The organism is Paraburkholderia sp. RL17-337-BIB-A (assembly GCF_046025895.1).
Taxonomy (GTDB): domain Bacteria; phylum Pseudomonadota; class Gammaproteobacteria; order Burkholderiales; family Burkholderiaceae; genus Paraburkholderia; species Paraburkholderia fungorum_C.
On the sequence record NZ_JARESY010000001.1, the window covers coordinates 3394010 to 3409488 of the forward strand.

General features: G+C 58.8%; 13 protein-coding genes. 8 read left to right on the plus strand and 5 right to left on the minus strand.

Annotated elements, in window-relative coordinates:
• The first annotated feature begins 60 nt into the window (after window positions 1-60).
• The 3 genes from P0D84_RS15255 to P0D84_RS15265 are packed head-to-tail and all read left to right on the plus strand — an operon-like array spanning window position 61 to window position 4312.
• On the plus strand, window positions 61-2820 hold the full coding sequence (locus P0D84_RS15255; RefSeq protein ID WP_408337657.1) for a lytic transglycosylase domain-containing protein: 2760 nt from the start codon (window positions 61-63) through the stop codon (window positions 2818-2820).
• Window positions 2814-3836, plus strand: a complete 1023-nt coding sequence (locus P0D84_RS15260) for a hypothetical protein (protein ID WP_408337659.1) — start codon at window positions 2814-2816, stop codon at window positions 3834-3836. Before P0D84_RS15255 ends, P0D84_RS15260 begins: the two co-directional genes overlap by 7 nt.
• Before the next feature lie 14 nt (window positions 3837-3850).
• Window positions 3851-4312 carry a lysozyme inhibitor LprI family protein gene (locus P0D84_RS15265; protein WP_408337661.1) on the plus strand — a complete coding sequence of 154 codons (462 nt, stop codon included), beginning with the start codon at window positions 3851-3853 and terminating at the stop codon, window positions 4310-4312.
• Here P0D84_RS15265 and P0D84_RS15270 read toward each other — a convergent pair.
• On the minus strand, window positions 4302-4532 hold the full coding sequence (locus tag P0D84_RS15270) for a hypothetical protein (protein ID WP_408339934.1): 231 nt from the start codon (window positions 4530-4532) through the stop codon (window positions 4302-4304). The genes P0D84_RS15265 and P0D84_RS15270 overlap by 11 nt on opposite strands.
• A 104-nt stretch (window positions 4533-4636) precedes the next feature.
• On the opposite strand from P0D84_RS15270, the gene P0D84_RS15275 reads away from it, so the two are divergent.
• Entirely contained in the window at window positions 4637-5110 is a 474-nt protein-coding gene (locus P0D84_RS15275) for a hypothetical protein (RefSeq protein WP_408337663.1), read from the plus strand.
• 30 nt (window positions 5111-5140) lie between these two features.
• Here P0D84_RS15275 and P0D84_RS15280 read toward each other — a convergent pair.
• A protein-coding gene (locus tag P0D84_RS15280; protein WP_408335889.1) for an IS3 family transposase occupies window positions 5141-6309 on the minus strand; the annotation gives its coding sequence in 2 pieces (ribosomal slippage) (window positions 5141-6045 and window positions 6045-6309; 1170 coding nt in all).
• Between the two features lie 287 nt (window positions 6310-6596).
• Between P0D84_RS15280 and P0D84_RS15285 the strand changes: the two genes are divergently transcribed.
• A complete protein-coding gene (locus P0D84_RS15285) occupies window positions 6597-6887 on the plus strand; it encodes a PAAR domain-containing protein (RefSeq protein ID WP_408339840.1) in 291 nt (96 codons plus the stop codon).
• Window positions 6888-6939: 52 nt separating this feature from the next.
• On the opposite strand, the gene P0D84_RS15290 is transcribed toward P0D84_RS15285, so the two are convergent.
• Both P0D84_RS15290 and ppa read right to left on the minus strand, forming a co-directional pair.
• Window positions 6940-9048, minus strand: coding sequence for an FUSC family protein (locus P0D84_RS15290; protein WP_408337665.1), 2109 nt, complete (start codon window positions 9046-9048; stop codon window positions 6940-6942).
• A 295-nt stretch (window positions 9049-9343) separates the two neighbouring features.
• Window positions 9344-9871, minus strand: coding sequence for an inorganic diphosphatase (gene ppa, locus P0D84_RS15295; RefSeq protein ID WP_154558944.1), 528 nt, complete (start codon window positions 9869-9871; stop codon window positions 9344-9346).
• 275 nt (window positions 9872-10146) lie between these two features.
• On the opposite strand from ppa, the gene P0D84_RS15300 reads away from it, so the two are divergent.
• The 3 genes from P0D84_RS15300 to P0D84_RS15310 all read left to right on the plus strand — a co-directional run bounded on the left by P0D84_RS15300 (window position 10147) and on the right by P0D84_RS15310 (window position 13986).
• A complete protein-coding gene (locus P0D84_RS15300; protein WP_408337667.1) occupies window positions 10147-11586 on the plus strand; it encodes an aldehyde dehydrogenase family protein in 1440 nt (479 codons plus the stop codon).
• 99 nt (window positions 11587-11685) lie between these two features.
• Window positions 11686-12444 carry an SDR family oxidoreductase gene (locus P0D84_RS15305; RefSeq protein ID WP_408337669.1) on the plus strand — a complete coding sequence of 253 codons (759 nt, stop codon included), beginning with the start codon at window positions 11686-11688 and terminating at the stop codon, window positions 12442-12444.
• A 222-nt stretch (window positions 12445-12666) separates the two neighbouring features.
• On the plus strand, window positions 12667-13986 hold the full coding sequence (locus tag P0D84_RS15310) for an MFS transporter (RefSeq protein ID WP_408337671.1): 1320 nt from the start codon (window positions 12667-12669) through the stop codon (window positions 13984-13986).
• A gap of 301 nt (window positions 13987-14287) precedes the next feature.
• Here P0D84_RS15310 and P0D84_RS15315 read toward each other — a convergent pair whose 3' ends face one another.
• Window positions 14288-15478, minus strand: a complete 1191-nt coding sequence (locus P0D84_RS15315; protein ID WP_408337673.1) for a heme biosynthesis protein HemY — start codon at window positions 15476-15478, stop codon at window positions 14288-14290.
• Between the last annotated feature and the right edge of the window lies 1 nt (window position 15479).

A 15479-nucleotide genomic window follows, 5' to 3' on the forward strand; every position in this document is an offset into this window, starting at 1 on the left:
GCCACGCGCCCCGTATCCCGGTTCGCTTTCCACCTGATTCACTTGAACAGACATCGAGACATGCCTGCACAGACACATCCGCATCCTGCACCTGCGGCAGCCCCCTCCCCCGTGCCGCCGCCAGCCGCCCCGGCCGAACTAACGTGGACTTTTCCGTTCCGGGACGCCGGCCGCAAGGAGATCACCGACCCGCAAAAGTTCTACGACGCACTGTCGTTGGTGGACGATGGTTTTTTTCCGCTGGGCGTAAATGGCTTCCCGCACGGTGGCATTCATTTCGGCAACGGCTCGGCGGCGCGACTCGATCAGGCGGCCGGCGTGCGCTGTATCGCGGACGGAGAAATTGTCGCCCACAAGATCGATGACGCTCATCCCCACCTGCAATTCGCCGATGGGAAATGGGCCGCGTACTCAACCGGGTTCGTCCTCGTGCGCCATCGCCTGACAATGCCTCCCGCGCCAAACCATATAGGCGCGCAGCCCGCCGACGAGTCGCATGACATTTACAGCCTCTACATGCACATGGCGGACTGGGCCACCTACCTCGCCGATCTCAAGGTGCCGCGCCCTTACTGGTGGGATGTCGACGCGCATAGCGTGCTCGGCAAGGACCACCAGCACCCCGCGGCTGATGGTGGCGCTGCTGGCGCAGCCGGCGCATTCGTCTGGACTGAACCGAAAGCCGGCAAGAAAAAAGGGCAGTACAGCGCCGGCCAGCAGGTTGGATTTCTGCCCCAAGGTTGTGAAGTCATCATTGGTGAGAAGCGGGGCCAGTGGGGGCATATCCATACGATCACCGCGGGCGGAATGACAAGTCCGACGAGCGGCGGCGAATTTGGCATCGATGACCGCAGCGTACCGTGGGAGGCAACGGACGCCAGCAGTGCGGGCCGTGCGGCGGTCACCCCAAAAGGCGATTGGGGCTGGCTGTTCCTGCCTGGTCTGCAATCAGTCGCGGGGCCCAGACAGGTCGGTCACGTTGTCGTCCCTTCCGCGCCTATTCCTGTGAAAGCGGGAACGGTATTGGGCCAGATCGGCGAGTATCAGGACTATGAGCGGGCGACACCATTGCCTCCCACGTCGCGACGCAAACTGCTTCATCTCGAAGTATTCGCAGACGACGGCTTCAGCGCGTTCCTGACGAAGAGTCGCGCACGCGCTGCGCAATTGCGCGCGGAACAGAAGACACTGCTTGTTATCGAGGTCGGCGCAAAGCTGGTCCAAAGCATCGCCCCGGCAGATCGAAAACTCGGTCGAGACAATCCGGTGCGGATGACCGAGCCGACCGACGACAGCCCTTCAAGCGGTCCTTGGGCAAAGGTGCAGCCTAGATATTTGCATACGGCCAATGCGCTGCTGGTTTCGGACGGCCCTCCCGTGTGGATGGAGCGTGATAAGGCAGCGGCCCCCGTCGACGGCATGCCTGCATGGAGTGAGTTTCCACTCCGACTACAAGATGTAGCCACTCCGGCGAACGGGTTCCCGCTGATTTACTCTCGCGCCCAACTCGACGCCCTGGGTGCGGAAAACCAGGCGATTGACGAACGCAATGTGCGTTGGTGGCATGTGCCGTTTCGCACGGCCGACGGCAAAAATGCGAGCGGCTGGGTGTGCGGTGCAAGCCATCCGGGAACACGGTGGGAAAGCCCGTGGGCGTGGCCGGGTTTTGAAATCGTGGATGCGACCGGACTCAATCTGGCTGATGCCTTCAAACGCAACCTCGTCATCACCGACACGGTGGACTGGAAAGAGAAGAAGGCGTTCGAGCCATCCGCAGCGGCGGTGAACAATAGTCCGCTGCTGTTGAAGCTCGAACAGACGGTTGCCGCAGAGAAATCAGGTGAGAACGGCGGCAAGGTGACCGCGCCTGCGATGCAGGCGGCGATGCGCGTGCCGTCGCTCGCCCAGGCACTGTCGCATGTGGTATTGCGCTATGAGAGCGAGTGGAGCGGGGATATGTCTCGCTGGAACGCGATTACGCCGCTGATGCGCAATGCTAGGGGCAATTGGTTGAAGGAGTTGGAGAGGGTTAAGAAGCTGCAGTGGTGGGATGAGGTGAAGGGTAAGGTCGCAGGGTTTCCGGGTAGCGCGACGGTGCTGCATATTCATCCGGTGGCGTTGGTTGCGAATTTCAAATGCGGCTGTAACGGCATTAATATCGATGAGTTTCTGCGTGTCTATGAAGCTCAACATGTATCTTTTGAACCTGGCACACAACCACTAGACACGATATCAAAAGAGAATCTGGCGACATTGATTCACGAAATTTTAAATTATTACAATAAATATAAAAATGGCGTATGCAACATCCCTTACATGGCATACATTCTGGCGACGGCTCGTCTTGAAACAAAAAATAATCACGCAGACTTGCGTAAATTTATTTATTTTGAGCTCACCACAGAAAGCGGCTCGATCGCATATTTTAATAGATACGACCCGGTGCTAGCAAACACGGAAACTCGCCGAAACACTGCCGTGCAAAATGGCAATACAAATCGAGGTGACGGGTACATATATCGAGGAAGAGGTTACGTACAGGTGACCTGGAAGAATAATTACCGAAAAATAGGTGAAAAAATAGGGATCAATTTGGTCGCCAATCCCGATCGAATGCTGGAACCTGAAATCGCCGCATGGGCGACCGTCTATGGCATGGAGCAAGGACTGTTTACGGGGAAGAAACTATCGGATTATATCAACGCGACTACGCAAGATTATGTCAACGCCCGCCGAATAATCAACGGCCTCGATCAGGCGGATAAAATCGCCACCTTCGCGTTAAAATTTAAATCGATACTCGAGACCTCAAAATGCTGAAGTTAATATTCGGTACAATAATTTTATCAATTCTTCCAATCTTCGCCTTTTCCGAGACGCTCAGCACCGCCTATCAGCACGCAGGACACGCTATCGAACTGAGCGCTAAAGAGGCGAGTCGCCAAGGTGTAGTTGAATTTTATGAATCCGACAAATTAATTGGAAAGTACAGCAATCTCATTATCAACGAAACATCACTTTCCTCGACCGTGGTAAGTCTTGCAGGCGGCAGCCTTGCTCTTGCAATAGATTCGAATGGATCCAGAAATAAATTTCATATTATTGCCCCGATAAGGGAGACCGCTCAAAAATTGTACGTCAATTGTATCTATAAGACTGCTTACGACGCTGTTGACGAAGTTAGATCGGTCGGGATGTCGTGCAAGAAAACAGAACTAAGAAAATTTGACGTTTCCGGAGCAATTAATGACGACGGCATGATTTCCTATAGCGACAAGCCCACATGGCTTAAGACCATTTCCCCATCCACTTGCGCCAATGCAGTTGGATTGGATTTCGGCATCTATCGCGCTGCCAGATGCAGCGACAACGGCGTTTCGGACTCAAAAGATCAAAAAATTACGATATTTGATAAAAATGGCAACGTTGTTTTTTCCATTTCTGGCTATGAGTTTATTCCGCTGCCGAACGGGACGAACTTTTCATTAATGGCAGATCTTCAAACTGAATCGATAATTTTTGATGGAGACCTCCTGTGCCTCTCCAAAAAGAATCCGCCAGTCCTCACAATCGATGGAACGGCAAAGATGGCGAATCGATTCGCCATCAGCTACGCGATTGGCGTATTTAACGGATGTTTGGCAGGTCACTACTCCTACGCAGGGAAAAATGGAAAGATTATTCTAAACGGATATAAAGATGCCGGCCTATTTCACTTGCTGGAAATCGGTAACGGACACGTATCGACGGGACTCTTCATACTCAACCACCTCGATCAGACCGCCCATGGGGTATGGGTTGGAACTCCTCCAAAAGAAGTGCTAAATGTAAATTAGACTTGAGAAAATCCATGAACACCATACACTCATCAATCCGGCACTGCGGCAGTTCGGCATCGTTCCTCAGTCTGATAGCCCGCGACGTTCTGCTTCCGTTTTCGACCAGAATTCTTTTAAAACAAATTGCCCCTCTTCTTTTAACACTTGGTTTATCGCAAACGGCAACGGCCGCTTCGCGATGCGATAGCATTATCACCCGCGACCTTGAGCGATGCGCGAAAGAAAATTTTGAATCGTCAGACAGGAAATTAAATGTTGCGTACAGAACTCTTGGACCAAGACTTTCACCCCAACAAAGAGAAATGCTTCTCGCATCACAACGCGAATGGATAATTTACAAAGATAAATCTTGTCGGTCCGTTTATAACGGCACGGCTCCCGGTGAGGAGGCTGGGATAGAGAAATGGACCTGTCTTGATGAACTTACGAAAACTCGTTTGAGAGAGCTACAGTACGTTGACTTTAGATATTAAAGATGCCCACTGGAGTTATTACATAACCGAAAACTGCAAATTGACTGCCAGTCGCTTTCACGAAGAAAAAAAAGACTGCATAGCAAGGCAAGGTTTCTACCAATACTAAATTCACATGCCGAAACATCATTCGAATACTGGAGGTCGCCAAAAAAACCGATTTTTTACGCACAGCCATGCTGCCGGCAGCAAATACTATTTCCACATTAATAATAACCACGACACTAACCGGTGGCGAGCAATCTATTTACAGCCAGCTTTACTACCTTACAGCCACTTATCCCACTATCGAATTTTCTAACAAAACAATCGAAGAGAAGCGTAATGATCTCCCAAACCCCAGACGACACCAACGCAAAACCCTTCTTCAGCATCATCCCAGCCTACGTCCTGTACTTCACGAACAGCGACGGCATCTCATATGTCCGTTCCGAGCAAACCAAACTCGGCAACATAATCACCTGCTTCCTAACCCCTTTCGAAGCCATGGTCGAAGCGGCCCACTTCACAAGACTCGGTAGGCCGTATCAGGTTATGTCCGCGTCGGATGTCGGTCGACACCTGTTTCGCGACATCAACGGTAACGGTCTGATTGCCGAGATACATCTCGGTTGGCCCGCCAGAAGCGGCCGGCTTCTACTTCGACCCAGCGGCAGGTTGGCAGGATATTCCAGGCTGATGCACCACTGGGCCCATGAACCGCTCATGTTCGAAGTCGACCACATCGCGCTCTCGGAGTACGTCAAGCTTCGCGAACTCGCCGGCTTCTATGCGTGGCAGGAAGCCTCCAAGGAATGAGGTGTACTGTCAACAGCAGACACTCTTTTCTTAAGCCGCCTGTTGTTGTTTGCTGAACGCTTCGGCAAACAACGCTGGCGGAACATTGCCTAGGCGTGAGTGGCGCCGTTGGCGGTTATAAAAGCTTTCGATGTACTCCTGAATTGCCGCCTTCGCGTCGGCACGCGTGGCGTAGCGATGGTGATGTATCAGTTCGTTTTTTAGACTGCCCCAGAAGCTTTCCATCGGAGCATTGTCAAAGCAATTGCCCTTACGCGACATTGAGGCCTGCATGCCGAATTGTTCAACCAGCTTCCGATAGTCATGAGCACAGTATTGACTCCCACGGTCCGAATGATGAATCAAGCCTTTCTCGGGGCGTTTGTTGCGCACAGCACGCCACAGAGCTTGCGCCGTGAGTCCTTGTGTCATGCGCTCACCCATGGCGTATCCAACCAACTCACAGGTGAAGACGTCCTTAATACCGGCGACGTAGAGCCATCCCTCGTCGGTGGCACAATAGGTGATGTCTGTCACCCAGGCTTCGTTTGGCCGCGTTGGCGCGAACGTCTGGTTCAGCAGATTGTCGGCGACAGGCAAGTTGTGATTCGAATTCGTCGTGGCTTTGAATTTGCGCTTCTGCTTACACCGCAGATTGAGCTCTCGGCGCAGGCGAGCGATGCGGTCGCGGCCGGCTATAAAGCCTTGTGCCTCAAGCTCAGGCTTCACGCGTCGCGTGCCATAGGTCTCGCGGCTCTGCTTGTGCACAGCCTTGATGGCGACTTTCAGGCGTTCATCAACCTGCGCACGTGGAGACAGCTTACCTTTAGACCAGACATAGAAGCCGCTGCGCGAAACCTTAAAGGCACGGCACAGGACAGCAATTGGATAATCGAGTCGCATCGTATTCATGACCGCGTATTTGGCAGCGACTCCTGCGCAAAATACGCTGCCGCTTTTTTTACGATATCTCGCTCCATCTTGGTCTCCGCCAGTTCCCTACGTAGTCTGGCTACCTCGGCTTCTAATTCGGCAACCGTACGACTGCCTGGCGCCGTCACGGCGCCATTGCCACGCTTGGCTGCTTTGACCCACGTGGCCAAAGTCCCCATCGGAATGGCAATTCGCTTCGCCGCTTCATCCAGCGTCAGGCCCTGTGCAAGCACAAGCTTTACAGCTTCTTCACGAAGCTCTGGCGTGTATGTTCTTGGTTTCGTCATCTGTGCTCCCATTGATAAAGTTTATCAAAAAGGAGTGTCTTAAAAAGTCAGGCTACCTCAGAATTCCTGAACTGGCACCCCGAGCGCCGTTGCACGGTAATCGAATACGCACTCGACACCATCGGATCAATCGATCGACCGGGTAAAGGCGCATCGGATTGCGAAAAGATTGCCTTATTCGATCCCGAGTTCGGTCAATGGCATTTCGTGCCCCCCGCAGCCGACACCATGACAAATACATAAAGTCACTTTCCAACCTGGTCAGGTCTATTTCCAAGGAATTAACGATGCGTCCACGTTTTGATATCCGCGCAGGCGATACCACCACGGCCGGAGGAACGGTCTTCGCAAGCTCGCGAGCCAACCTGTTTCACGGCCGCGCGGTCGCCTATGAGGGCGATCCCGTTTGGTGCCCGAAATGCAAAACAAACGGTCGGATACTTTGCGTGGGCGAACGTTTGCCAAACCGCGGGGTAGATGGCCGTGAACAGGCATTGAGCAATGACTGGTGCCTGTGCAAATGCGACCCTAAGCCGTTGTTAATCGCGTCACAGAACGAGTCTAGAATACACATCTGAGAACCAGACAGGTGCGTCAAGGGCTCTCGCAAGCAATCCTCATCCGCCTCACCTACCCCCTCGCCTCCCGCATTCGCTCGGTCAGCAGCCGATGCATCAGCGCGATTTCCCCCACCGCATCCGCCTCTAGCGAGGTCAGCCCGTCTCGCGCAGGCAGATCGCGCCGTATCGGCCGCAAGTTCCGCTCCAAGGCTGCCTCGATGTCGGCGCCCGCCGCAGCGACCCACCTGCCGAGTTCGTCGTGCATGTCGCGCCGGTTCGTACTCAGGCGCAGTTGTGTCGCCGTTCCGGCCATTTTTCGCAATACGCTCAGCACCGTCAGCGTCACCGTGTCGACCATCGAGTCCTCGAGCTTTTCGAGTCGAATGCGCCCGATGGCCTCCTCGGCATTATTGCTGCCCAAGCCAGCGGCTCGGCGCAAACGCTCCATGTCCTTCTCGCTTCGACGCGGGAACTCCAGTGCCGCTCTCAGATACGCGAGATTGGCGCGCACCGCCTCGCCCAGATAGGCGCGATAGTCGACTTTTTCGCGCGTCGGCCACAGATAGAACGTCGCCAGCAGCGCCAACACGCAGCCGAGTACATTGTTGCCGAGCCGCGTGAGCGCGTAGGTAAATTCGTTCGCGCCCGGCGTCGCGAAGTCAGCCACGAGCACGAAGGTTGGCGTCAGGAACAGAACGAACAGGCTGTAGCTGACCGGACGCAGCGCCATCGTGGCCACTACCAGCGGAAAGACCGCCAATGAAATGCCGATGGGGGAATGAATCGCAAAGCCGATCGCGGCCGCCAGCACGCCGCCGACGATGCTCCCGGCAGCGCGTTCGATGCTCCGCGGCCAGGTCGCGCCAATGGACGGCTGCAGGATCAGCAACGTCGCCATGGTTGCCCAGTAGCCGAAGGGAAGCCCGAGCGCCCGTATGACCAGAAAGCCCGCCGTCGTCGTGACACCCACACGGGCGGCGTGGCGCAACCCGACCGACTGAAGCGAGAGGTTTGCCTTGAGGGTCGACCATGTCCGCGTCAACAGTCCGGCTGCGCTATCCGACCAACCCATCGGTTGGGCATGGGTCGGCGTGAAATCGACCAGTTCGAAGTCGGCCTTGAGCGCCACGGGTTCCATCAACGCGGATTCGAGTCGCCGCGCGAGGCTTCGCAAGCGAAGCTGCAGGTCGGCGAGACGGTTCCATTGCGCTTCGTTGGCGGCCGCGCCGATCCTTCGCAACGTCTCGCCCATTCCGGTCAGCAGCCGCGCCGTGCGTTTTACGCGACGGGCGTCTTCCGGGGCTTTTTCACACGCGCCGGTGACCGCGATCAGATACGCAAAGAGCGCTTCACTTTCGCTCAGCAAGGCGAGGAGATTGTCGTAGGTTTCGCGGCCGGCCGTTCTCGAACCAGGCACGTTCGCCAGCACCTTGCGCGAACGCTCCAGCGAAGCGCGCGCATCGGCGCGAAATTTCGCGGCATGTGTGGCCCACTGTCCAGCGGCTGCGCGCTGATCGAGCAGGCGGGCGCTGTCGAATGCGATGTCAGCCAGACGCACATACACGGCACGCAGCGCAGCGCGGCTCGTGCCGAACGGATGAATGCGCCAGACGCTCAGGCTCAGCACCACGGCAAATAGACATCCAACGAGATAGATGCCGAGGAACGCCATGCCACCACGAAAGTCGTGCATGGGCCGGTCGACCATCACGACGCAGGCGGTCGCGGCGAGAATCGTCACCTGCGATGTCGCGGCGCCCCAGATCCTGCCGAACGCGCCGAGCGTCGTGAATACCAGAATGGCGAGCGCCGCGAACACCGCCCCCTCGCCTGACGCGAAGGCGGTCACGCCACCGCACACGGTGGACAGGAGCGCGAAGCCCATCATCGAGGCGAAGCGCGTGCGATTCGAGCCGGCGGCGTCGGCGAGACAGGTCCAGAAAGCGCCAATCGCGGCCCACGCGAAGAGCGGATCATGCAGCAGATTGCCGAGCACGAGCATGGCGGTCGACGCACAAGCGGCTCTCAGTCCTTCCGACAGATTGGCCTCGCTCGTGGAAAACGACACCATCCATACGGGCCGGCCGCGGTAGATCGCGGTGATGAGCGCATACAGGCTCCCGTACAAGCGGCTCGACCAGCGCGGCGACGATGATGAGGTGGACTTGCGATTCAGCATCCGGCGGTAGCTCCCAAAAACGCGTGGTGGCGCTGCGTCAGCACAGTAATACGCCGACGACAGGAAACCTGCTGCAGCCGCCGAATGATAAGGGTTAACGCTGATACATAAAAATGCCTTCGGTTCATCCAGTCGATGCGTTGTGTCTATGCACTGGAGCGGCCGGCCAGATGGGCGCGCGGCCGGCACTACGCGTTAAGCGCGGAGCGGGATCGCTGAACACACTGCCCATGAAAAAAAACCGCGCGGCCCTTGCAGGCTCGCGCGGTTTTTTCATCAACCGGTGTAACGCAGCTTACTTCTTGTAGTTCGCCACGCCTTCGGTGATTTCCTTGTGGGCGGCTTCGATGCCTGCCCAACCGTCGACCTTCACCCACTTGCCCTTCTCCAGCGCCTTGTATTGCTCGAAGAAGTGCTTGATCTGGTCTTTCAGGTATGCCGGGACGTCGTCGATCGACTTGAGGTCGGCGGTCATCGGGCAGACCTTGTCGTGCGCGACGGCGACGAGCTTCGCGTCCACGCCCGATTCATCGGTCATTTGCAGCATGCCGAGCGCGCGCGCGCGGACTACCGAGCCAGCCAGCAGCGGGAACGGCGTGATCACCAGCACGTCGACCGGGTCGCCGTCGCCCGACAGCGTTTGCGGAATGTAGCCGTAATTCGCCGGATAGCGCATGCCCGTGCCGATGAAACGGTCGACGTGGAGCAGGCCTGTTTCCTTGTCGGCTTCGTATTTCACCGGATCGCTTTGCGCCGGGATTTCGATGATAACGTTGAAATCTTGCGGAAGATCTTTGCCTGCGGGGACGTGATTGAAGCTCATGAGCGCTCTCTGATCAGATGGAATTCGAAAAACACGGCGTGCGGCGTGCGGGCTCGGGCGGCGCGAATCGTAAAACTCGCCAGCACGAGGCGCTGCGGCCAGACAGTGCGGAATGCGTCATTATAGCCAATCGGCCGATGGCGCCTCTCGTTGGATCGGCGCGATAATCGACTGGCGTCTCTCGATTGTGCCTCTCGTTTGTGAACACCGCGTAGCTGAAGCCCGGTATGGATCCCGGTCTGAACATCGGCTGCGTGACACCCCAAGGAGCATGCATGGAAGAAGCCCGGCATTTCATCGGCGGCGAATGGTCCGCTGCATCAGGCGGCGAGACGATCGCCGTACTCGATCCCTCGGACGGCCAGCCGTTCACCCAGCTGGCGCGCGGCACCGCGGCGGATATCGACGCCGCGGTCCACGCCGCCCGCCGCGCGTTCGAAGGCGCATGGGGCGCGGCCAGCGCCGCCGAACGCGGTCGCGTGCTGTACCGCCTCTCGATGCTGGTCGCCGCCCGTCAGGAAGAACTCGCGCAACTCGAAGCTCGCGACACCGGCAAGCCGCTCAAGCAGGCACGTGCCGATTCGGCAGCTCTCGCGCGCTACTTCGAGTTTTACGCCGGCGCGGCGGACAAACTGCACGGCGAAACGCTGCCCTATCAGGCCGGCTACACGGTGCTGACGATCCGCGAGCCGCACGGCGTAACCGGCCATATCGTGCCGTGGAATTATCCGATGCAGATCTTCGGCCGCAGCGTCGGGGCGGCGCTCGCCACCGGCAATGCGTGCGTCGTCAAGCCGGCGGAAGATGCGTGTCTCTCCGTATTGCGGGTCGCCGAACTGGCGGCCGAGGCGGGTTTGCCGGCGGGCGCGCTGAATATCGTCACCGGTTTTGGGCACGAAGCGGGCGCGGCCCTCGCGCGCCATCCCGGCATCGATCACATCTCGTTCACCGGCTCGCCCGAAACCGGCAAGCTCGTGACGCAAATGGCCGCCGAAAACCATGTGCCGGTCACGCTCGAACTGGGCGGCAAATCACCGCAAATCGTGTTCGCCGACGCCGATCTCGACGCGGCCTTGCCCGTGCTGGTGTCGGCGATCGTGCAGAACGCCGGGCAAACCTGCTCGGCGGGCAGCCGCGTGCTGATCGACCGGGCCATTTATGAGCCACTGCTCGACCGGCTGAGCGGCGCGTTCCACGCGCTGCGGGTCGGACCGTCGCATGCCGATCTCGACTGCGGTCCGCTGATCAATGCGAAGCAGCAACAGCGCGTGTGGGACTTCCTCTCCGACGCGCAACACGACGGCATCCCGCTGGCGGCGCACGGCGAAGTGATCCCTGAAGCACCGGAAAGCGGCTTCTATCAGGCACCAACGCTATTGCGCGACGTGCCGGCAAGCCACCGCCTCGCGCGCGACGAAGTGTTCGGCCCGGTCCTCGCCGCCATGCCGTTCACCGACGAAGACGAGGCGCTCTCGCTCGCCAACGGCACGCAGTACGGCCTGGTCGCCGGGATCTGGACGCGCGACGGCGCCCGGCAGATGCGCCTCGCGCGGCGCCTGCGCTCCGGTCAGGTGTTCATCAACAACTATGGCGCGGGCGGCGGCGTGGAATTGCCGTTCGGCGGCGTGAAGCATTCAGGCCACGGGCGCGAAAAGGGTTTCGAAGCGCTGTATGGCTTCACGGTCCTGAAAACCATCGCGATTCGTCACGGCTAGTCAGGCATTCGCGTTTGGCAGCAAGCAGAAGCGCAACGAAAGTGAACGGCAACAAGCGGAAGCAAGCGCATCACATCCACAACAAACAGCGGAGACATTATGCGGTTGACAGGTAAAACGGCCATCGTCACGGGTGGCGGCTCGGGTTTCGGCGAAGGCATCGCGAAGACCTACGCACGCGAAGGCGCGAACGTGGTGGTCAACGATCTGAACGGCGCGGCGGCCGAACGGGTGGCGAGCGAAATCGCCCTCGCCGGCGGCAAGGCGATCGCGGTAGCCGGCGACGTCACGCAACGCGAGGACTGGCAGACGTTGCGCGAAGCCGCGCTCGAAGACTTCGGCAGCGTGCAGATCGTCGTCAACAATGCCGGCACCACGCATCGCAACAAACCGGTGCTCGACGTGACGGAAGCCGAATTCGACCGCGTCTACGCGGTGAACGTCAAAAGCATCTATTGGAGCGTGCAGGAATTCGTGCCGTATTTCCGCGAGCAAGGCGGCGGCACGTTCATCAATATCGCCTCGACTGCCGGTGTACGGCCGCGACCGGGCCTCGTCTGGTACAACGGCAGCAAGGGCGCGGTGATCATCGCGAGCAAGTCGCTCGCCGTCGAACTGGGTCCGGACCGGATTCGCGTGAACTGCGTGAACCCGGTGATCGGCGAGACGGCGCTGCTGTCGGAATTCATGGGCGTGGAAGATACGCCGGAAAATCGCCAGCGCTTCCTCGCCGGTATTCCGCTCGGGCGTTTCTCGACGCCGCAGGATATCGCCAACGCAGCGCTGTATCTCGCCTCGGACGAGGCGGAGTTCATCACCGGCGTGTGCCTTGAAGTGGACGGTGGGCGCTGCGTGTAACGATTGTGGGTCCGGCACGACCGGAGCCGGGCACGCGGAAAGCGACCGGCTCCATGCCGCATCGAATCGGTTCGCCTCCTGCATGCGAGCCGACCTCCGCGTGCCGTGCCCTGTAGTCAGTGTTTTCCCCCGGTATCGGTTTGCCATACCGCCCAACCCCTCCAGCACGGCTAGAATCGATCGACGGCGGTACTTCATTTCCACAAGAAAAGAGGAGACACCATGGCTAGTCCTGCAAATCCGCTTCACCATCCCGGCGCGGGTGCGCCACCTTCCACGTTCGAAGAGGCAACCTACCGCAAGGTCACCTGGCGGCTCGCGCCGCTCCTGATGCTCTGCTACGTGGTCGCGTATCTGGATCGCGTGAACGTCGGCTTCGCCAAGCTGCAAATGACCACCGACCTGGGCTTAAGCGATGCTGTTTACGGTTTCGGCGCGGGGATTTTCTTTGTCGGCTATTTCATCTTCGAAATTCCGAGCAACGTGATCCTGCACAAGGTGGGCGCCCGTGTGTGGATCGCACGGATCATGGTGTCGTGGGGCGTGATCTCGATGCTGACCATGTTCGTCACCACGCCGACCATGTTCTACGTGATGCGCTTCCTGCTCGGTCTCGCCGAAGCGGGTTTCTTCCCCGGCATCATCCTGTATCTCACGTACTGGTATCCGTCGCACCGTCGCGGCCGCATGACCACCTGGTTCATGACGGCAATCGCGTTGTCCGGCGTGATCGGCGGCCCGGTCTCGGGCTATATCCTGAAGAGCTTCAACGGCATGAACGGCTGGCACGGCTGGCAGTGGCTGTTTCTGCTCGAGGGGATTCCGTCGGTGATCGTCGGCGTCATGGTGTTCCTGATGCTCGACGACCGTATCTCCAGGGCAAAGTGGCTCACCGAGGAGGAAAAGCAGTTACTCGAACGCCAGGTATCCGCTGAAGAAGCCACCAAGCACGACATGCCGATCCGCCAGGTGCTGACGAGCGGCCGCGTGCTGATGCTGAGCCTCACGTACTTCTCGTTCGTGATGGGCTTGTACGGCGTGAGTTTCTGGCTGCCGACCATCATCAAGGCGACCGGCGTCACCGACTCGTTCATGATCGGCTTGTTGTCGGCGGTTCCGTTCGCCGCCGCGGTGGTCGCGATGGTGTTCGTGTCGCGTAGCGCGGATCGCACGCGCGAGCGGCGCTGGCATATCGCGTTACCAGCCTTCGCGGGGGCGATCGGTCTCGTGCTCTCCGTGGTGTGGGCCCACAACACCGTGCTGGCAATGGCCTCGCTCACCCTCGCGACCATGGGCATCCTCACCACGCTGCCGCTATTCTGGAGTTTGCCGACGGCAATCCTCGCCGGCACGGGCGCGGCGGCCGGCATCGCGATGATCAATTCGATCGGCAATCTCGCGGGCTTTCTCAGCCCGTATGCGGTCGGTTGGCTCAAGCAGGCGACTGCCGCGAACGATTCCGGCATGTATATGCTCGCGGCATTCATGATCCTTGGTGGACTGCTGGCGATCAGCGTGCCCGCGACGATGGTCAATAAGTAGCTGTAGCATAGCTGACCGATGAACTCGTCGATGCGCGCTCGCGTAGGAGCCGCCGTCAAATGTCCTGAGTGACGCGTCACGGTTCATCTTTTTGCGAGTTCACGCCGCACGCACAGCGGTTCACAGTTCGCGGTTCGCGGCTCACGGCTCACGGCTCACGGTTCATGGCTCACACCGCAAGCCGCACGTTCCAAAGAAAAGCCCCCGGCATCTTCCGACGCCGGGGGCTTCTTCCATTTCAAGTTCTGATTCCTGCGCACCGCCTGAGCGTTCAAAACCGCGCGCAGCCCCAGTCAAAGCATCAAACGATATTCATCGCCAACGCGCTCTCACGATAATGCTGGCTCGCCTTATCCGCATCGCCGAGCTGTTCATGCAAACGCGCCAACGCGCGATGCGAACGAATCTTCAGCGTCTCGTTGTCGGCCAGTTTCAGCGCGCGTTCGAGGAACGATTGCGCCTTGCCCCACAACTGCTGATGCAGACACAAGCGGCCCAATGCGAACAGCAAGTCCGCGTCTTCCGGACGATCCTTCTGCCACCCTTCGGCCTTCTGGATCAGCGGCAGCGCGTCGCCCCCAGTCGTATCCGGATAACGGCGCAGCAGACGCGCGTCCCAGTTCTGCGCCAGCGCTTCCTCGACAATCTTGCGTGCTTCCTGCGGACGATTCAGCGACACCAGCAATTCAGCAGCGAGATCGGCGAGACGCGGTGAATGACGCTCAGTAGCCGACAGCGAATTCCACAACTCCAGCAGCGCATCGGCGTTATGACGCCTGTCGCGGAGCAGATTTTCCGCCGCCAGTTGACGCAGGCGCACCGCCACCGCCGGATGGATCGCCTCGCGCTTTTCCAGCGTCTTGACGAGCTTGAGCACTTCGCCCCAGTTCTTCAATTGCTGTTGCGCGCGCAACATGATCTGCTGCGCGTGAATGCGCCGTGCGCCCTGCGACTGCATTTCGGTGAGCGCGGTGAGCGCGCCGTCCGCGTCGCGCCCGTCGGCACGCATGTCGGCGGTGGCCATCAGGCGCGCGTCCTGCCAGTCGGCCTCGTCGATCTGGGCGAGCCATTCGTCGCGCCGCGCATATTCGTGCATGCGGTGCGCCGCGGTGGCCGCGATCAAACCGGCCGCGCCCTTGTTGGCGCCATTCGTGAGCGAGTCTTTCGCGGCTTTTTCAGCGCGCGAGAAACGCCCGGCGTACAGGTTACCAATCGCGTCACGCAATGCAGCGTGCGCCTTCGCGACCCGCGAGCGAGCGCGATAGGCCGCCACACGCTGCGGCATGCGCCAGATATTGCGCACGATGCGCAGCAGTGCATACAGCAGGATGAACAGCACCACCAGCCCGACCACGAACAGATTCAGCGAGATGTCGACGCGGTACGGCGGATAGATCAGCAGTACCTGCCCCATGTCGAAGCGTCCGACCACCGCCAGCACCACCGCGATAGCGAACAGCAACGCGAGCCATAGAAGTCCCCGGATTGCCATG